General features: G+C 73.6%; 18 protein-coding genes. 7 read left to right on the top strand and 11 right to left on the bottom strand.

The features are described from left to right. Positions 1–9: 9 nt before the first annotated feature. The 5 genes from QOL88_RS32740 to QOL88_RS32720 form a co-directional block, all read right to left on the bottom strand. A complete protein-coding gene (locus tag QOL88_RS32740; RefSeq protein WP_097221854.1) occupies positions 10–750 on the bottom strand; it encodes a glycerophosphodiester phosphodiesterase family protein in 741 nt (246 codons plus the stop codon). Continuing rightward, positions 747–2,132 (bottom strand): hypothetical protein, encoded by a 1,386-nt coding sequence (locus QOL88_RS32735; protein ID WP_097221853.1) that lies wholly within the window; start codon positions 2,130–2,132, stop codon positions 747–749. Before QOL88_RS32735 ends, QOL88_RS32740 begins: the two co-directional genes overlap by 4 nt. A 122-nt stretch (positions 2,133–2,254) precedes the next feature. After that, a complete protein-coding gene (locus QOL88_RS32730; protein WP_030843761.1) occupies positions 2,255–2,683 on the bottom strand; it encodes an OsmC family peroxiredoxin in 429 nt (142 codons plus the stop codon). Between the two features lie 138 nt (positions 2,684–2,821). Then, positions 2,822–4,897: a phage holin family protein gene (locus QOL88_RS32725; protein ID WP_097221852.1), complete on the bottom strand. Its 2,076-nt coding sequence runs from the start codon at positions 4,895–4,897 to the stop codon at positions 2,822–2,824. A gap of 111 nt (positions 4,898–5,008) precedes the next feature. Further along, on the bottom strand, positions 5,009–5,410 hold the full coding sequence (locus QOL88_RS32720; RefSeq protein ID WP_097221851.1) for a hypothetical protein: 402 nt from the start codon (positions 5,408–5,410) through the stop codon (positions 5,009–5,011). Between the two features lie 83 nt (positions 5,411–5,493). Here QOL88_RS32720 and QOL88_RS32715 point away from each other — a divergent pair, with 83 nt between their 5' ends. Both QOL88_RS32715 and QOL88_RS32710 read left to right on the top strand, forming a co-directional pair. Beyond that, complete coding sequence (locus QOL88_RS32715) at positions 5,494–6,267, top strand: MBL fold metallo-hydrolase (protein ID WP_097221850.1); 774 nt, start codon at positions 5,494–5,496, stop codon at positions 6,265–6,267. Further along, positions 6,264–6,926 carry a DedA family protein gene (locus QOL88_RS32710; RefSeq protein WP_097221849.1) on the top strand — a complete coding sequence of 221 codons (663 nt, stop codon included), beginning with the start codon at positions 6,264–6,266 and terminating at the stop codon, positions 6,924–6,926. The genes QOL88_RS32715 and QOL88_RS32710 overlap by 4 nt, the downstream gene beginning before the upstream one ends. A 2-nt stretch (positions 6,927–6,928) precedes the next feature. Here QOL88_RS32710 and QOL88_RS32705 read toward each other — a convergent pair whose 3' ends face one another. The 4 genes from QOL88_RS32705 to QOL88_RS32690 all read right to left on the bottom strand — a co-directional run bounded on the left by QOL88_RS32705 (position 6,929) and on the right by QOL88_RS32690 (position 11,288). Continuing rightward, positions 6,929–7,990 (bottom strand): MBL fold metallo-hydrolase, encoded by a 1,062-nt coding sequence (locus QOL88_RS32705; RefSeq protein WP_097223283.1) that lies wholly within the window; start codon positions 7,988–7,990, stop codon positions 6,929–6,931. Beyond that, positions 7,987–9,234, bottom strand: coding sequence for an aminotransferase class I/II-fold pyridoxal phosphate-dependent enzyme (locus QOL88_RS32700; protein WP_097221848.1), 1,248 nt, complete (start codon positions 9,232–9,234; stop codon positions 7,987–7,989). The genes QOL88_RS32705 and QOL88_RS32700 overlap by 4 nt, the downstream gene beginning before the upstream one ends. 208 nt (positions 9,235–9,442) lie before the next feature. Further along, positions 9,443–10,234 (bottom strand): hypothetical protein, encoded by a 792-nt coding sequence (locus tag QOL88_RS32695; RefSeq protein ID WP_097221847.1) that lies wholly within the window; start codon positions 10,232–10,234, stop codon positions 9,443–9,445. A gap of 259 nt (positions 10,235–10,493) precedes the next feature. After that, positions 10,494–11,288, bottom strand: coding sequence for an RNA polymerase sigma factor SigF (locus QOL88_RS32690; RefSeq protein WP_097221846.1), 795 nt, complete (start codon positions 11,286–11,288; stop codon positions 10,494–10,496). Between the two features lie 237 nt (positions 11,289–11,525). Here QOL88_RS32690 and QOL88_RS32685 point away from each other — a divergent pair, with 237 nt between their 5' ends. Continuing rightward, the gene (locus tag QOL88_RS32685) at positions 11,526–13,319 is read left to right on the top strand and encodes a thiamine pyrophosphate-requiring protein (RefSeq protein ID WP_097221845.1); all 1,794 of its coding nucleotides are present in this window, start codon (positions 11,526–11,528) and stop codon (positions 13,317–13,319) included. Here the strand turns inward: QOL88_RS32685 and QOL88_RS32680 are convergent. Beyond that, positions 13,273–13,458 (bottom strand): hypothetical protein, encoded by a 186-nt coding sequence (locus tag QOL88_RS32680; RefSeq protein WP_097221844.1) that lies wholly within the window; start codon positions 13,456–13,458, stop codon positions 13,273–13,275. The genes QOL88_RS32685 and QOL88_RS32680 overlap by 47 nt on opposite strands. A gap of 159 nt (positions 13,459–13,617) precedes the next feature. On the opposite strand from QOL88_RS32680, the gene QOL88_RS32675 reads away from it, so the two are divergent. The 3 genes from QOL88_RS32675 to QOL88_RS32665 all read left to right on the top strand — a co-directional run bounded on the left by QOL88_RS32675 (position 13,618) and on the right by QOL88_RS32665 (position 15,199). Continuing rightward, positions 13,618–14,019, top strand: coding sequence for a DUF2795 domain-containing protein (locus tag QOL88_RS32675; RefSeq protein WP_097223282.1), 402 nt, complete (start codon positions 13,618–13,620; stop codon positions 14,017–14,019). A gap of 96 nt (positions 14,020–14,115) precedes the next feature. Beyond that, positions 14,116–14,523, top strand: a complete 408-nt coding sequence (locus tag QOL88_RS32670; protein ID WP_097223281.1) for a CBS domain-containing protein — start codon at positions 14,116–14,118, stop codon at positions 14,521–14,523. Between the two features lie 133 nt (positions 14,524–14,656). Next, positions 14,657–15,199 (top strand): type 1 glutamine amidotransferase domain-containing protein, encoded by a 543-nt coding sequence (locus QOL88_RS32665; protein ID WP_097223280.1) that lies wholly within the window; start codon positions 14,657–14,659, stop codon positions 15,197–15,199. Positions 15,200–15,319: 120 nt separating this feature from the next. Here the strand turns inward: QOL88_RS32665 and QOL88_RS32660 are convergent, their stop codons facing one another. After that, on the bottom strand, positions 15,320–15,580 hold the full coding sequence (locus tag QOL88_RS32660) for a DUF6158 family protein (RefSeq protein WP_097221843.1): 261 nt from the start codon (positions 15,578–15,580) through the stop codon (positions 15,320–15,322). A 63-nt stretch (positions 15,581–15,643) separates the two neighbouring features. On the opposite strand from QOL88_RS32660, the gene QOL88_RS32655 reads away from it, so the two are divergent. Continuing rightward, the gene (locus tag QOL88_RS32655; protein ID WP_097221842.1) at positions 15,644–16,744 is read left to right on the top strand and encodes a baeRF2 domain-containing protein; all 1,101 of its coding nucleotides are present in this window, start codon (positions 15,644–15,646) and stop codon (positions 16,742–16,744) included. Positions 16,745–16,785 lie beyond the last annotated feature (41 nt).

Below are 16,785 nucleotides of genomic sequence, written 5' to 3'. Positions count from 1 at the left end.
GCGCTGTTGTCAATGCCGCGACGGGGTGATCGGCCCGCGCAGGGCCACCGCGCGCCGGGGCCGGTCGGTGACGAGCACGTCGACGCGCGGGTGGGCGAGGAAGGCCCGCATGAGGGCGTCGTCGTTGACGGTCCAGACCATGGTGAACAGGCCGTGCCGGGTCGCCTCGCGCAGCACGTTCGTCCTGGCCAGGCGCTGGTGCACGGCGACGCCGTGCGCCCCGCAGGCCCGGATGCGGCGGGCCGGGAACAACTCGCTCAGCCGGGTCCCGGGCAGCCGGGCCAGGGCCAGCTCCCTGCGGTCGCGCCCGAGGGACAGGGCGGTGCGCACACCGGGGAAGCCCCGGCTGACGGCGGCGACGGAACGGTCCTCCAGCGTGGTCACGACCAGCCCGTCCGCGCCGAGCAGGGCGACCGCCCGGTCGACCACCTCCCGCTCGTAGCCGGTCTCCTTGAGGTCCAGGTGGGCCACGAGTTTCCCGGCGATCAGCGCCATGACCTCGTCCACCACGGGCACGGCGTACCCGGCGCGTTCGCACAGCTCCGCGTACGTGAGCACGGACAGCGGCGGCCCGGCGGGGCCGATCCTGGGGTCGTGGTAGACGACGAGGACCCCGTCCCTGGTACGGCGGATGTCGAACTCGGCGTACTCGGCGCCGGACTCGATCGCGTCCTGGTACGCCTCCCAGGTGGCGGGACCGGCGTGCTCGGAACCGCCCCGGTGGGCGGAGACGGCGGGGCGTGGCGTCATGGTCGCGGGTTCCCGGAGGGCGAGCGAGGAGGCGGGACGGGGGCGAAGGTGTCGTCGGGCGCGGGCAGCAGCGAGCCGGAGCGGGTGCGGACCCGTCCGAGGAGGACCCAGCCGATCAGCACGAGGACGACGAAGGGCAGCCAGGCCAGCGCGTAGGCCGTGCCGTAGGCGCGCAGGTCGAGGATGGAGCGGTGGTCGTCGACGTTCGTGCCGTTCACGCCGAAGAAGGCCAGCAGCAGCGTCGGGGGCAGGGCGATCAGCGTGGCCGCGGCGACCAGGCCGGAGACGGTGCGGTCGCGGCGGTCGTCGCGCTCGGCGAGTTCGGCGTCCAGGGCGGCGGAGCGGGCGCTGATCACCGAGGTCAGGCGCTCGACCATGCGGGCCGAGTTCTCCAGGCTGTCGCGGATGCCCAGGGCGCCGCCCAGCGAGGACTGGAAGGCCTCGGTGACCATCTCGGGGATCAGCAGGCTGTCGACGTAGGCCTCGACGCCGAAGGCCAGGTCCAGCTGGAGTTCGTTGACACCGGCGGAGAGGCGGGAGATCAGGGAGCGGATCTCGGTGGGCGAGTCGGTCAGGGCCTGTTCGTTGGCCTTCATCATGGCGAAGGCCGCCAGCCGGGTGCGCTGGAGCACGGACAGGGCGGAGATCATGCCGACGGCGACGAGGGCCAGGCCGTTCTCCACGTGCGGGGCCCAGCCGGCCTGGACGGAGACGCCCCGGCCGAGGGCGGACAGGGTGAGGCCGTGGTTCCTGAGGTGCGGCGCGAGGCGCGTGTCGTAGGGGGTGGCGGGGTTCCACGGCATCCGGCCTCGGTAGACGATCTCGTTCAGCAGGATCGCCTTGCGGGCCTCGTCGGCGCCGAGCAGTTCCCGCTGCAACCGGCCGCCGGGGAAGACGAGTTGGTGCACGTTCTGGCCCAGGGCGAGGGGCCGGCCGCCGAGCTGCGCGGCCACGGTCTGCGGGAGCGGGCGGTCGTCGAGCTCGATCCGCTCCCGGTCGAAGCAGGTGGTGGCCAGCCAGACGGCGAGGTCGCCGGCGGTGGTCTCGCCCGCGAAGGCGCAGTCCACGACGAGGGTGGCGTCGCCGCGCGGGGTGGTGACGACGAGGATCCGTAACGACGCGAGGCCGAGGCCGTGGTCGCCGTGCGGCAGCCGCAGCCGCCGGGGCGCGACCTGCTCGTCGAGGACCGGGACGGGCAGCACGTCCTGGCTGGTCATCAGGTGGGAGGCGAAGCGGCCGTAGTCGTAGCGGTCGACCAAGGCGCCGAGGGTGGCGTCCTGGGGGCGCAGCCGTCCGGAGAGGCTGAACAGCAGCAGGACGCGGGTCCGGTCACGGGTGGCGGAGTCGAGCACCGTCGCGTTCGGGGACGTTCCCGGCAGCATCGCGTTCCTTCCGGCCCGGCGGTTCGAGGCGTCTGGTTCATACCCCGGCCGGGGGTGGTGAACCGACGACGACGCGCGGGCCGCCCCTGGGGGGCGGGCCCGCGCGACGGGCGTGCGGCAGGTCAGGCGAGCTTGGCGGTCAGCGTGATGGGCGTGGCCTTGAGGGCCTGGCTGACCGGGCAGCCGGTCTTGGCCTCGTCGGCGGCGGCCTGGAAGGCAGCCTCGTCGATGCCGGGGACGGTGCCCTCGACGGTGAGGTGGATGCCGGTGATGCCCTCACCGGGCTGGAAGGAGACGTCGGCCGAGGTGATGAGCTTGGTGGGCGGCGTCCCGGCCTTGTTGAGGATGTTGGAGAAGGCCATGGAGAAGCAGCTGGAGTGGGCGGCCGCGATCAGCTCCTCGGGGCTGGTCTTGCCGTTCGCCTCCTGGGCGCGCGAGGCCCACGTGACCGGCTGCTCGCCGATGGCGCCGGAGGAGTCGAAGGTGACGACACCGTTGCCCTCGAGCAGGTTGCCTTCCCAGACCGTGTGTGCGGAGCGCGTGGTAGCCACGAGTTCTTCCTTTCGCATGCGGACTCGCGTGCGGGCCCGTCTCCGGGCCCCGTGTCCCCCATCCGATCACACTACGGCTCAACTCACGCGAAGGACCTGCCCTCTGCCGGCCTGGGGTCGGGTGGGCGCAACCGGATGTCAGGCGGCGTGCTCCTCCTCGGTGGTCTCCAGCGGCACCTGCGGTCCGTTCGACTCGCGCAGCCAGCGCCGCAGGATCCGGTGCACGTGCTCGGCGCCGACGAGTTCCTCGCCCTCGGCGACCGGAGCGGAAATGCCGAGCGGGGACAGCAGGAAGGGTCTGCCCTGGGCGCCGCCGAGGCCGCCGTGGGAACCGATCTGCTCCTCGAAGGCGAGGACTTCGCCGTCGGCCGGGTCGTGGATGGAGTTGACCATGATGTCGGCGGTGTGCGGGAACGCGTGCGTGCGCCGTATCACGTCGGCGGCGCCCGGGCCGAACGGAGCGAGCGGGCCCGGTTCGTCGTCGAGGTCGGCCAGCGGGATCTCGGCGCCGTACGCGCCGAGGACGACACCGCCGTGCCGGTCGCTGCGGACCAGCAGGAAGCCGATGCCGGGGTGGTTGGCGAGGGTCGGCAGCAGCGCGGGGTGGCGGGCGTCGATCTCCTCCTTGCTCATCCGGTGCGTGACGTCCGGGAAGGAGACCAGGCCGAGGTTGCCGGAGGCCAGCACGATCGGCTCCGAGCCGGGCTCGGGGCGGTGCTGGTCGCCGCCCTCCGCGACCGGGAAGCGCAGCGCGGCGCGCACGGCGGCGCGGGCCTCCGCCCCGCTGCGGGTGCGCTCCGCCTTGCGCGACACGGGCATGCCGCAGCCGGCCCGCACCAGGTCGCCGAGCGTGAGGCCGTAGCGGGAGCGGAAGGTCTCGCCGGGGCTCTGGCCGTGGTCGGACAGCACGACGATCCGGTACGGGCGCGGAGCGTGCTCGGCGACGTTCTCGATCAGGGCGAGCGAGCGGTCGAGGCGTTCGAGGACCTTCTGCGCGTCGCGGCTCGCCGGGCCGGAGTGGTGGGCGACCTCGTCGTAGGCCACCAGGTCGGCGAAGACGGCCGTACGGCCGACGAGCATGTCGCCCGTCACCGCGGCGACGACGACGTCCCGTTCGACGACTGTCGCGAAGGCCCGGACCAGGGGATACAGGCCGCCCCGGGAGACGCGCGGGCGTTGCTCGCGCAGGCGCGCCCGGGTGGACTGGCCGATCTCCCGGCCCACCTCGGCGAAGAAGGACAGTGCGGTGCGCACCGCGTTGGCCGGGTCGGAGAAGTAGGCGAAGTAGCCCGCGCGGGAGCGGTTCTCGCGGGTGCGGCGGCGGGCCGCTATGGACAGCACGAGGGCCTGCTGTTCGGCGCCGCCGCTGAAGAGGTTGCCGCGGCTGGCGCCGTCGACGGTGAGCAGCCCGCCGTGCCCCGCGTACCCGATCGCGCGGCGCTGGAGTTCGGCCGCGCTGGTGGGGCGGTTGCAGACGACCACCTCGCGGGTGTCCTTCTCGTACCAGCGGAAGGCGGGGACGTCGTGGTTGCTGCCGTGCAGGATGCCGAGCTGGCTGGCGCCGGTCTGGCTGGACCAGTCGGTGCGCCAGGGCGTGAGCCGGTGGGTGGGGCGGCCGCCGTCGCCGATGTCGAGCCAGCGCGCGACGGTGGGCATCAGGCCCTTGCCGACCGCGTCGAGCAGGGTGTCGTGGCCGACGCCGTCGAGCTGCACGAAGACCGTGCCGGGGCCGGCGGGGGCCGGCGGCCCGGAGCGGCGGCGGCGGTCGGAGAGGCGGTACAGCCTGCGGCGGTAGGCGTCGTCGTCCCGCACGGCCAGGGCGGCACCGGTCGCGGACGCCACGGCGGACATCACGGCGGCGACCACGACGGCGGTCTCCGGCGCGGCGGCGCCGCGCTCGGCGGGGTTGAGGTGCAGGGCGAGCAGCAGGAGGGCGCCGTTGAGGAAGAACACCAGCAGCCCCAGCACGAGCGCCGGTACGAGCAGCAGCAGCCGGACGAGCAGCGGCCACACCACGGCCGACAGCAGACCGAAGGCGCCGGCGCCGAAGGCCGCCGTGACGGCTATGTCCGTGGCGCTGTCGCCGTTCTCCGAGCGGAGCCGGAAGTCCGGGAGGATCCCGGCGAGCACGAGCATGGTGACGGTGGAGACCGCCCACACGGCGACACTCCGCCCCACCTGACTCGCGACCCGCCGCCACCGCACGCCCCGCACGCCCCGCCACCTCACGTCCCTGGCCCGCAGCGTCGCGGGTCCTCCCCCACAGTGTCTCAACGCCCGGCCGGGCGGTTTCGTCCCCAGGTCACACCCCGGTGAAGGAGGACGTCAGCGGCCGTCGTAGCCGGCCGTCGGCATCGACAGCCGTCGGTGCACGCAGGCCTTCATCGCCGCGTCGTACGCAGGTTCCGCATGCCCCACCGTCTCGACGCGTACACCACGCCGCGCGCACTCGGCGGTGAACTCCTCGACGGAGGCGAGCGCGCTCTCCAGTACCCGCCGGCTGGGCGCGACGAACAGGTCGTGGCCGGGCCGGACGCCGTCCCACAGGGCGCCGTGGTCGGGCCGCAGTCCCCGGACCAGTAACTCCCGGCTGACCACGTAGCCCCGCTCGGCGGCCCAGCGGGCGCACATCGCGTGCTGGCTGCGGGAGTCCACCAGGAACGGATCGTCGTCCAGCTCCTCGAGCGGCGTCAGACTCGCGATCGCCGTGACCCGCACCGGCACCATGGCGTCCCCCTCACCTCCGGTTTCGCCGCCGACCCTACTCCTGCACGTAGGCTTCGGGGGAGTCGCGCGAAGGAGGCAAAGAAGTGCCGGTGGAGATCACCTGGTGGGGTCACGCCACTTGCACCGTCGAGGATTCGAACGTGCGCGTGCTCACGGACCCCCTGTTCGCACGCCGGCTCGCGCACCTGCGGCGCCGGCGCGGAGCGCTGCCGCCCCCGGGCGCCCTGCACGCCGACGTGGCGCTGGTGTCGCATCTGCACGCCGACCACCTGCACGTGCCGTCGCTGATGCGGCTCGCTCCGGGCACGCGCCTGCTCGTGCCCCGGGGCGCGCGCCGGGCGGTGCCGGGTCTGCGCCGGCTCTCGCACCTGCGGGTGAGCGAGGTGGCCCCCGGGGACGAGACCCCGGTCGGCGACATCGTCGTACGGGCGGTACCCGCGCGGCACGACGGGCGGCGGCTGCCGTTCGGACCGCACCGCTCCCCCGCCCTCGGCTATGTCATAGCCGGCGAGGCCCGGACGTACTTCGCCGGGGACACCGGGCTGTTCGACGACATGGCGAAGGAGGTCGGGCCGGTCGAGGTGGCGCTGCTGCCGGTGGGCGGCTGGGGGCCCCACCTGGGCGAGGGACACCTGGACGCGGGCCGGGCGGCGCAGGCACTGGCACGGCTGGCGCCGCACAGCGCGGTGCCGGTGCACTACGGCACGTACTGGCCGATCGGCATGGACGCCGTGCGCCCTCACGAGTTCCACGCGCCGGGGGAGGAGTTCGTCCGGCTGGCGGCCCGGGAGGCGCCCGGCGTGGCGGTGCACCGGCTCGGGCACGGGGAGAGCGTGCGCGTGAAGGCCGCCCGGTGAGCTGGTCCGCGCCCCTGGCGCCGGCGTTCCTGCTCGCGGCGTCGGCCGTCACACCGGCGTCGGTGGTGCCGGAGTCCACGCAGCAGGCGATCGGGTATCCGACGCTCTTCGTGCTGGTGCTGGCCGGGGCGCTGGTGCCGGTGATTCCGACGGGGGCGCTGGTGAGTTCGGCGGCGGTGGTCGCCGTGCACCGGACGGCGCCCCTCTCACTGGCGATGGTGTTCGTGACGGCGTCGCTGGCGGCGTTCCTGGGCGATGCGGCGCTGTACTGGCTGGGGCGGCGCGGGCTGACGTCGAAGAACGGGTCGCGGTGGCTGGAGGCGATCCGGTCGCGGGCGCCGGAGGACCGGCTGGAGCAGGCGCAGGAGAAGCTCTCCGCCCACGGGGTGGCGGTGCTGGTGCTGTCCCGGCTGGTGCCGGCGGGGCGCATCCCGGTGATGCTGGCCTGTCTGCTGGCTGAGTGGCCGCTGCGGAGGTTCTCACGGGGGAACCTGCCGGCCTGTCTGGCCTGGGCCGCCACGTACCAGTTGATCGGGATCCTCGGGGGGTCGCTGTTCGCCGAGCCGTGGCAGGGCGTGGTGGCGGCGATCGCGCTGACCCTGTTGCTCAGCGTGGTGCCGGCGGTGTGGCGGCGGGTGCGCAGTTCCTCCCACTCCTGAGGTCAGTCCCCGGACAGCACCCGGGAGGCGCCGACCGGCATGTCCCAGAGGTCCTCGCGGGGCAGCCCCGCCTTCTCCCATGCCGCACGCACCCGCGTCAGGGGCTCCATGACCGGTTCCGCCGACAGGACGAACGTCGCCCAGTGCATGGGGGCCATCCGGCGCGCGCCCAGGTCCTGGGCCGCGCGGACCGCTTCCTCCGGGTCGCAGTGGACGTCACGGAGCCACCAGCGCGGGTCGTAGGCGCCGATGGGCAGCAGGGCCAGGTCGATGCCGGGATAGCGGCGGCCGATGCGGGAGAACCAGTGGCCGTAGCCGGTGTCGCCCGCGAAGTAGACGCGTTGGCCGCCTTGGTCGGTGAGGACCCAGCCGCCCCACAGGCTGTGGCAGGTGTCGGTGAGGCTGCGCTTGGACCAGTGGTGGGAGGGGACGAAGTCGAAGCGGACGCCGTCCAGTTCGGCCGCCTCCCACCAGTCGAGCTCCGTCACGCGTGTGAAGCGGCGGCGGTGGAACCAGCGTGCGAGCCCGGCCGGGACGAACACCGGGGTGTCGCGCGGGAGGCGGCGCAGCGTGGGGGCGTCCAGGTGGTCGTAGTGGTTGTGGCTGATGACGACGGCGTCGACGCGCGGCAGGTCCTCCCAGGGGACGCCCACCGGCGTGATCCGGGCCGGGGTGCCGAGGATGCGGCGGGACCACACCGGGTCGGTGAGGACGGTCAGTCCGCCGATGCGCAGCACCCAACTGGCGTGCCCCGCCCATGTGACGGCGACGGTGCGGGCGTCGACGCGGGGCAGCGGGGCGGGGGCGTAGGGCAGCCGGGGGATGTCGGCGAGGCCCTCCGGGCCCGGTCTCACCGCGCCCTCCCGGGCGAAGCGGGCCATGGCCTTCAGGCCGGGGAGCGGCGCGGTCAGCCGGTCATGGAAGGTGCGCGGCCACACCCGCCGCTCGGCCAGCGGCCGGGGTTCGGCCAGGGGCGGGTACGGGGGTGCGACGGGTGACGGGATTCCGGGCTCGTCGGCTTCCCGGACGGTCGAGCTGGTGGTCGACTCGGACTGCTGCGTCATCGAGGAGGCTCCCATCGCCGAGCTTCGTCGCGGAGATCGTCGAAGACCGACTTCAGTCGGCTCAACGCGCGGTGCACCTGCGGCAGTTCCAACGGTGCGGGTGAGGTGAGGCATTCCGCGCGTTCCGTGTCGGAACCGGCCACCAGTGCGCCGGTGGAGAGCCGCACGCGCGGGGCTTCGAGGTCGTCGCCGAAGCGGTGCCCGCCCGGGGCGGGCATGCCGAGGCGGGCGCTGAGGAAGTCCTCCAGTTCCTGTGCGTCGCCGACGCCGTGCGCGGTCAGCGCGGGGCGCAGCGGGGCCAGGTCGACGTACAGGTGGCGGCCGGAGCGCGGGGGCCGGGCGAGGGCTCCCGCGGCGACGACGGCGGCGTGCGCCTCGGCGGCCAGAAGCGCGTGCAGGCGCACGGTGGCCGCCACGCGCGTGGTGACCGTTTCCGGCTCCCCCAGGGCGTATCCGGCCGCCGCGGCGATGGGCGCGGCGACACGGGCGTCGAGGGCGGTGAGGACGTCGAGCACGCGCGCGTGGAGGTCCTCGCCGTCCGCACCGGCCGGGAAGCGGGCCACGGCGGCGGGCCAGCCGGGCGGGAGGAGGGCACCGGCCAGGTCGGTGACGACGGTGACCCGGTCGGGCACCATCTCGGCGGGGCTGAGCAGCACGGTGTCGTGGGGGTCGTGCAGGGTGTCGCGCCAGGTCTCGTCGCTGACGAGGTGCAGGCCCTCCCCCTGGGCGGCCTCGACGGTCTCGTGGAGCAGTTCGGGAGGGGCGACGGTGGCGGTGGGGTCGTCGGCGACGGACAGCACGAGCAGGCGCGGGTCACCGCCCTCGGCGCGGACCCGGCGCACGGTCTCCAGCAGGGCGTACGGGTCCGGAACGCCGCCGCTCTCCGGCGGGGTCGGCACATGGAAGACGGGGCGCCCCAGCAGGCGTGCGTACGGCGCCCACCAGGCGGCGCAGGGTCTCGGTACGAGGACGTCGCCGCCGAGGGCGGCGGTCAGGGCGAGCAGCAGGGCGGGCGAGCCGGGGGCGGTGGCCACCCGGTCCGGGTCGCAGTGCAGCCCGCGCCGGTCCCAGTGGCCGCAGGCGGCTTCGCGCAGGGCCCGGCCGCCGCCGACGGGCTCGTGGGCGCCGCGGGACGCCGCGGCGGCGAGCACCGCGGACAGCTCCGGCAGGACGGGCAGCCCGTCCTCGGGGAGCGGCGGCCCGAACCGGACGGGGCCGTGACCTTCCGGGGCCGTCCGCCGCATCCGTACCTCCGCAGTGCCAGTGCCTGGTGCCGCCGTGTGATGTTCCCTTCGGCGCGTGCGCCGTACGGTACGGCTCGTGCCCTCGGGCACTGAGTACCCAGGGAGCCGCCGCCCCATGGGCGCCCGGCCGGGTTGTGACGGTCACAGCATGAGCGGGCCGGGCCGGGGAAGCCGGGCCCTTCCGGGGCGGTGGAACGGGCCCGGCGGGTCAGCGGTGGGGGTCGCTCTCCCGGTGGCGCAGCCGGTGCGCGGCGGCACCGAACGCGCCCGCGATCAGCACCCCGCCCGCGACGAGGGCGGGCACGGAGTCGGTGAAGGCACCGCCGTCACCGGCCCGCACTCCGCGCTCGACCGGCGGTCCGCCGCACTCGGTGTGGTGCGGTTCGGGGTGGAGCGAGGGCTCGGGGCAGGGCTTGTGGGTGGGTGGGTGCGTGGGGTCGTACGGGGGCTCGTGGGTGGGCTGGTGCGACGGTTTGTGGGAACCGGAGCCGTGGGCCACGGTGAACGTCGCGCTCCAGGTCGCGCCCTCACCGCCGGGAGCGGCCGGGCAGGTGCCCTCGACGCTCCATGCCGAGTCCTCCCCCGGGGCGTCCGCGTCGCCCTCGACGCTCCATGCCGAGTCCTCCCCCGGGGCGTCCGGGTCGCCCTCGACGCTCCATGCCGAGTCCTCCCCCGGGGCGTCCGGGTCGCCCTCGAAGTTCTCCGCGGAGGCGATGCCGGCCGTGCCGCGGTAGGCGGGGCCGGACACCTCGTCGTCGTTGCCGGTGACCCGTTGCAGCGCCACCGTGCCCTCGTCGAAGGCCTCCGAGGTGGCGTCGATGGAATCGGGCGGCGGTCCCCCGGTCGGATCGCAGCTGACCGAGACGGTGAGCGTGCCGCCGGGCTGGACGGTGGCGGGACCGACCTCGGCGGCCGGTTCGGCGGACACGACCGGTGCGAAGCCCACCAGGGCTGAGCCGGCGAGGACGGCGACGGACAGGGCGTGCAGGCTGCGGCGCATCGAGGGGACTCCTTCGGTAGTCATACCCCTCTGCCATGACAGCCCGCCGCCGACGGGCCCGCGCGGGACCGGACCCCATTAGCGGGACGGCGCCCTCCAACCGGGTGAACGTCCCGGGGCCCCGTTTCCGGGCCGCGCCCCCAGACCCGGGCCGCGTGTCGGGCCGCCCCGCAGACCCGGGGCCGTGTGTCGGGCCGTGTCGCGCAGGCCGCTCCGGGGACGTGCGTCAGGCCACGTCGCGCAGGCCCAGGGACGTGCGTCAGGCCACGTCCCGCATGACCTGCTCCCGCACCCGCCCGCAGCACCGGCTGATCAGCCGGGACACGTGCATCTGCGAGATCCCCAGTTCCTCGGCGATCCGGCCCTGCGTCATGTCCCCGAAGAACCGCATGTACAGGATCGCCCGCTCCCGCTCGGGCAGCGCCGCCAGCCGGGCCTTCACGGCCTCGCGGTCGACGACGGTGTCCAGCGCCGGGTCGCAGGACCCCAGCGCGTCACTCAGGGAGTAGCCGTCCTCGCTGCCGGACAGTTCCGCGTCCAGGGACAGCGCCGTGAAGCTCTCCAGTGCCTCCTGGCCGGCCCGCACGTCCTCCTCGCTCAGGTTCGCGTGCTCGGCGATCTCGGCCACGGTGGGCCGGCGGCCGGAGACGGTCTGGGACAGGTCCTGGCCGGCGGAGCGCACGCGGTTGCGCAGGTCCTGGACACGGCGGGGTACGTGCAGGGTCCACATGTGGTCGCGGAAGTGCCGCTTGATCTCGCCGGTGATGGTCGGTACGGCGTAGCTCTCGAAGGCGTTGCCCAGCTCGGGGTCGTACCGGTCGACGGCCTTGACCAGGCCGAGGGCCGCGACCTGGCGCAGATCCTCGGCGTTCTCGCCCCGGTTGCGGAAGCGTCCGGCGAGGCGGTCCGCCATGGGCAGCCAGGCCTCGACGATCCCGTCGCGGAGTGCGTCGCGCTCCGGGCCGGCGGGCATGGAGGCGATCCTGCGGAAGGCCTCGGCGGTGTCGGGGGCGTCGTCGTGGGGGTGCTTCTTCGTGCTGGATCGAGTCGGCATGATGCGTCGCAATTCCCTTGAAAGTGCTTCGGGTTGGACGGGCACCGTGGGAGCGCGATCACTGTGGACAGGGGCGCCGGTGCGGCTCGCTCGCCGCTCCCACGGACGTGCCTCCTGTCCGAAGCACTCATGGGCGCCTGCCCCCGGCCCCCACCCGCAAACCCGGAGAGGTTTTCCGCTGTCGCGCAGGGTGACTCGTACTGCCGGCTCTGTCCCCCTACGTCCGGGAGGTCGTACATGAGCACCAAGGTCGCCGACCATGTCCTGCAGAGGCTGCGTGAATGGGGAGTGGAGCAGGTCTTCGGCTATCCCGGCGACGGCATCAACGGCCTGCTCGCCGCGTGGGGCAGGGCGGAGAACGAGCCGCGTTTCGTGCAGTCGCGGCACGAGGAGATGTCCGCGTTCCAGGCGGTCGGCTACGCCAAGTTCAGCGGCCGGCTCGGGGTGTGCGCCGCCACGTCGGGGCCGGGCGCGATCCATCTGCTGAACGGCCTGTACGACGCCAAGCTGGACCATGTGCCGGTGCTGGCGATCGTCGGCCAGACGCACCGCACCGCGATGGGCGGCTCCTACCAGCAGGAAGTCGATCTGCACACGCTGTACAAGGACGTCGCCTCCGAGTTCGTGGAGACGGTGACGGTGCCGGAGCAGCTTCCGAACGTGCTGGACCGGGCGATCCGCACGGCGTACGCGCGTCGCTGCCCGACCGCGATCATCATCCCCGGCGACGTCCAGGAGCTCGACTACGCGCCGCCGACACACGAGTTCAAGATGGTGCCCTCCAGTCTGGACCGCAGCGCGTGGACGGCCGTGCCGTCCGACGAGTCGGTGCGGCGGGCCGCCGAGGTCCTCAACTCCGGTGACAAGGTGGCGATCCTGGTCGGTCAGGGCGCGGCCGGGGCGCGCACCGAGGTGGAGCGGATCGCCGAACTGCTCGGCGCGGGCGTCGCCAAGGCGCTGCTCGGCAAGGACGTCCTCAGCGACGAACTGCCGTACGTCACCGGCTCGATCGGCCTGCTGGGCACCCGTCCGTCGTACGAGCTGATGCGGGACTGCGACACGCTGCTGACCATCGGGTCGTCGTTCCCGTACAGCCAGTTCCTGCCGGAGTTCGGCACGGCGCGGGGCGTACAGATCGACATCGATCCGCACATGGTCGGGATGCGCTACCCGTACGAGGTGAACCTGGTCGGTGACGCGAAGACCACGCTGGAGCGGCTGCTCCCGCTGATCGAGGAGGGGCGCGGGCGCGAGTGGTACGACACGGTGTGCGACAACGTGACGCGCTGGCGTGACGTCATGGAGCGCCGGGCCGGGCTGGACGCCGACCCGATCAACCCGGAGTACGTGACCCGCGCGCTGGACGCGGTACTGCCGGACGACGCGATCGTCACGTGCGACTCGGGCTCCACGGCCAACTGGTACGCCCGGCACCTGACGATGAAGCCGGGCATGCGCGGCTCACTCTCCGGCACGCTGGCGACGATGGGCTGCGGGGTGCCGTATGCGATCGGCGCCAAGTTCGCACACCCGGACCGGCCGGCGATCGCGCTGGTCGGGGACGGTGCGATGCAGATGAACGGGATGGCGGAGCTGATCACGGCGGCCAAGTACCGGCACGTGTGGGCGGATCCGCGGCTGGTGATCGCGGTGTTCAACAACCACGACCTGAATCAGGTCACGTGGGAGCTGCGGGCCATGGGGGGCGCGCCGTCGTTCCTGCCCTCGCAGGAGCTTCCGGACGTGCAGTACGCCGCGTTCGCCCGTTCCCTGGGGCTGACCGGCATCCGGGTGGAGAAGCCGGAGGACGTGGAGGCGGCCTGGCGGGCCGCGCTGGAGGCGGACGGTCCCACGGTGCTGGAGTTCCTGACCGATCCGGCCGTCCCGCCGATCCCACCGCACGCCACCTGGGACCAGATGGAGGCGACCGCAGCGTCGATCCTGAAGGGCGACGCGGACCGGGGAGCGATGGTCAAGCGGGGCTTCAAGGCGAAGGTGCAGGAGTTCCTGCCGGGGCGGGAGAAGAAGTAGCCGCCGCGGCCGCGGGGGGCACGCCGGCCGGTTCGCGCCGGTCGGCGTCCTCCTGCGGCAGCAGCAAGTCCTCGTAACGGCCCAGCACCAGCACCACTCCGAGCATGAGCAGCGGGATGAGCACAGCGAGCATCGCCATGACGTGTCCTTCCCCAGAGAGGTGTGGGGGGTGCGATCCGGGTCTCCCGCAGGGCATGGCGCAAACCAGTGCGGACGGCGGCGATCGGGCCGGTGGAACCTGTGTCGCCCTCCGGTGTACGGGTACGCGGTGCGGGCCCCCGAAGGTCTGGAGGGAGACATGCAGCGAGGCAGCGACCGGCTGAGCGTCCACCGGGACGACGAGATGAAGCACGAACTGCAGGGCCTGCTCAGGTCAGGGCACCCGACGCGCAGTGAGGAGTGGCACGACCCGGAGCCGGCCGCCGAGGACGACCCCGAGGTCGCCCACGGGCCGGTGACGCCGAGCCGTGCGCCGACGTCCCTGGAGTCGGTGCGCCTGGAGCTGGCCCGGATCCTGGGCCGCAGGGTGTTCCCCGCGAACGCACGCGAGCTGGCCCGCGAGCTGCGCGGCCACCAGGCGCCCGACGCCCTCGTCGAGGCCCTGGAGGGCCTGCCGCGCCAGGAGCGCTTCGGCAATGTCCAGGAACTGGCCCAGGCCCTGATCCGGGCCCGTGAGACCGGGCCGGAGGAGTACGCGTAAGGCCGTGTCGGGGGCGTCGCGGGATGCCGCGACGCCCCCACCGGCCTGGGAAACGGAGGGAAGGCGCCAGTGAGGGCCGAGTACGTCAAGGACGTGATGACAGCGGGTGTGGTCGCCGTGCGCCCGGACGCCTCGCTCGTCGAAGCGGCGCTGCTGATGCGCACGCAGAACATCGGCGACGTGGTGGTGGCGGAGGGGCAGGACGTGATCGGCGTGCTCACCGACCGTGACATCACCGTACGGGCCGTCGCCGACGGCGTCGACCCGATGACGGTCAGCGCGCAGACGGCGTGTACCCGCAATCCCGTGACGGTGACGCCGGACGACCGGGTGGCGACTGCGGTGACGCTGATGCGCGAGCACGCGGTGCGCCGGCTGCCGGTGGTGGAGAACGGCCTGCCGGTGGGGATCGTGAGCCTCGGCGACGTGGCCGAGGCCGAGGACCCCGCGTCCGCGCTCGCCGACATCAGCCGGGCCGAGCCCGACGACCGGGGCGATGCGTGAGCACGGACCAGGCCAGGCAGATCAGCCCCACCGGCGTGCGTGCCGCTGCCGTACGGCGAGGAACTGCCGCGGTGCGTGCGGTGCGCGCGGGCCGCGAGAAGGACAAGCGCAACAGGAAAGGACGTTGAACATCATGCGTATCGCGTTTCTGGTCGCCCCCGAGGGCGTCGAACAGGTCGAGCTGACCGATCCGTGGCAGGCCGCGAAGGACGCGGGTCACGAGCCGGTCCTGGTGTCGACGCAAGCGGGCGAGATCCAGGCCTTCAACCACCTCGACAAGGCGGACACGTTCCCCGTGGACGAGGTCGTGGGCGACACCTCGCCGGACTCGTTCGGTGCTCTCGTGCTGCCGGGCGGCGTCGCCAACCCGGACTTCCTGCGGATGGACGACAAGGCCGTCGCGTTCGTCCGGGACTTCTTCGAGCACGGTCGGCCCGTGGCGGCGATCTGCCACGCGCCGTGGACGCTGGTCGAGGCGGACGTCGTACGCGGCCGGGAGCTCACGTCCTGGCCGAGCCTGCAGACGGACATCCGCAACGCGGGCGGCACCTGGGTCGACAAGCAGGTCAAGGTCTGTGACCACGGGGCGAACAAGCTGGTCACCAGCCGCAAGCCGGACGATCTGAAGGCGTTCTGCGAGACCTTCCTGGAGGTCTTCGCCCAAGAGGCCGCGTGAGCGCGAGGGGCCTCGTGCGGAAGGACGCCTGAAGGCATCCCCCGCCGACCACGGGGCGCGTCGGTTCCGTTCCGGTCGTGTCCCTCCAGGGGCTCAGGTGCCGGGGGCCGTGGGAGTCGCCTACTCCCCGCTCCCCCGCTCCCGGGCCCCTTCGCGTGTGCGGCCCGCGGCCACGGGGCGGCGCGGATTGCGGCGCAGGTACTCGCCCTCGAGCTGCGCCATGCGCTCGTTGTGGGCGCGCAGCGCGTCGTTCGAGCCGTAGAGCAGCGTGTCGTGGCGCGTGCGGTGGATGGTCTCCAGCTCTTTCATGAGCTGCTGGTCGTCCAGCCGGTCAGGGTCCACTCCGGTCATCGTGTCGCCCCGCTCCTCGTGTTCGTCCATACGGTCCGGGTACCCGCCCCCGGAGCACCTGAGCACTACCCCGAGCGGCATCCGGGAGGAACCATGGATCTCGCCTTTCTGCACCCACTGTACGAACACCCCGGGCCTTGGGCCTCCGTGTACGTCGACACCTCACGGCACACGGAGGGCACTCCCCACGAGCGGGAGCTGACGGCCCAGGCGATGGCCAGGGAGCTGGCCGCGCAGGGAGCGGACGAGGCGACGTGCCGGGCCGTGCAGAGCGCGATCGAGGAGCTGCGGCACTCCTCCGAGCCGCACGGCCGGGCCCTGTTCGCACGCGCCGGCGAGGTCGTTCTCGACCCGCCGCTGGTCCGTCCCCCGCAGGGCGGTGACTGGGCCGAATGGGCGCCGCTGCCGCGGGTCGCGCCGCTGCTGGAGCTGGCCGGGGAGGACCCGGTGTGCGTGGTGGCGTACGTCGACCGCAAGGGCGCCGACTTCGAGCTGCGCGGCGCGCTGGGCCGGGAGGGTGCCGGGAGCGTCACCGGCCGGCGGTGGCCGGTGCACCGGACGAGCTCCGCGGACTGGTCCGAGCGGCATTTCCAGCTGCGGGTGGAGAACACCTGGGAGCACAACGCCGCGGAGATCGCCGACGCGCTCGCCGTGTGCCAGGAGGAGACCAAGGCCGACCTGCTGGTTCTCGTCGGTGACGACCGGGAGCGGCGGTCCGTGCACGAGCGGCTGCCCAAGCGGCTGCACGACCTGGTGGTCGAGGCGCCGCACGGCAGCGGCAGCCGGCTGCTGGACGAGGACGTGGAGCGGGCCCGGGACGAGCACGTGGGGCGGCGGGCCGAGGCGGAGCTGGAGCGGTTCCGTGCCGCCCGCACCCCGGACGGCGAGGGCCGGGCCGGGGCCGCCGAGGGCGTGCCCGCGCTGGTCGAGGCGGCGCGTGAGCACCGCATCGACGAGCTGCTGATCAGGACGGACGGGCCCGACGCGCACCGCGAGGTGTGGATCGGGGAGGATCCCGACCAGCTCGCGGTGCGCCGCTCGGACCTGAAGGTCCTGGGCGAGCAGCACGCGTGGCCGGCCCGGGCGGACGACGCGCTGATCCGCTCCGCGGTGGCCACGGACGCGCCCGCGCTGTCGGTCGCCGAGCGGGAGGTCCCGGTGGGAGGCCTCGGGGCGCTGCTGCGCTGGAAGTGACCGGAAACGGCCCCAGGGGTGTCCCCTGGCGGGCCCGTCCC

It is taken from the genome of Streptomyces sp. Ag82_O1-12, assembly GCF_900182715.1.
GTDB lineage: Bacteria > Actinomycetota > Actinomycetes > Streptomycetales > Streptomycetaceae > Streptomyces > Streptomyces massasporeus.
Note: the sequence above shows the minus strand (reverse complement) of the source record. Positions and strands in the feature narration are given on the sequence as shown.

Coding starts and splice junctions, on each gene's coding strand:
- QOL88_RS32740 (WP_097221854.1), bottom strand. CDS start 750: ATGACGCCACGCCCCGCCGTCTCCGCCCACCGGGGCGGTTCCGAGCAC.
- QOL88_RS32665 (WP_097223280.1), top strand. CDS start 14,657: ATGCGTATCGCGTTTCTGGTCGCCCCCGAGGGCGTCGAACAGGTCGAG.
- QOL88_RS32670 (WP_097223281.1), top strand. CDS start 14,116: ATGACAGCGGGTGTGGTCGCCGTGCGCCCGGACGCCTCGCTCGTCGAA.
- QOL88_RS32690 (WP_097221846.1), bottom strand. CDS start 11,288: ATGCCGACTCGATCCAGCACGAAGAAGCACCCCCACGACGACGCCCCC.
- QOL88_RS32655 (WP_097221842.1), top strand. CDS start 15,644: ATGGATCTCGCCTTTCTGCACCCACTGTACGAACACCCCGGGCCTTGG.
- QOL88_RS32705 (WP_097223283.1), bottom strand. CDS start 7,990: ATGACGCAGCAGTCCGAGTCGACCACCAGCTCGACCGTCCGGGAAGCC.
- QOL88_RS32680 (WP_097221844.1), bottom strand. CDS start 13,458: ATGGCGATGCTCGCTGTGCTCATCCCGCTGCTCATGCTCGGAGTGGTG.
- QOL88_RS32660 (WP_097221843.1), bottom strand. CDS start 15,580: ATGGACGAACACGAGGAGCGGGGCGACACGATGACCGGAGTGGACCCT.
- QOL88_RS32685 (WP_097221845.1), top strand. CDS start 11,526: ATGAGCACCAAGGTCGCCGACCATGTCCTGCAGAGGCTGCGTGAATGG.
- QOL88_RS32735 (WP_097221853.1), bottom strand. CDS start 2,132: ATGCTGCCGGGAACGTCCCCGAACGCGACGGTGCTCGACTCCGCCACC.
- QOL88_RS32695 (WP_097221847.1), bottom strand. CDS start 10,234: ATGCGCCGCAGCCTGCACGCCCTGTCCGTCGCCGTCCTCGCCGGCTCA.
- QOL88_RS32700 (WP_097221848.1), bottom strand. CDS start 9,234: ATGCGGCGGACGGCCCCGGAAGGTCACGGCCCCGTCCGGTTCGGGCCG.
- QOL88_RS32720 (WP_097221851.1), bottom strand. CDS start 5,410: ATGGTGCCGGTGCGGGTCACGGCGATCGCGAGTCTGACGCCGCTCGAG.
- QOL88_RS32675 (WP_097223282.1), top strand. CDS start 13,618: ATGCAGCGAGGCAGCGACCGGCTGAGCGTCCACCGGGACGACGAGATG.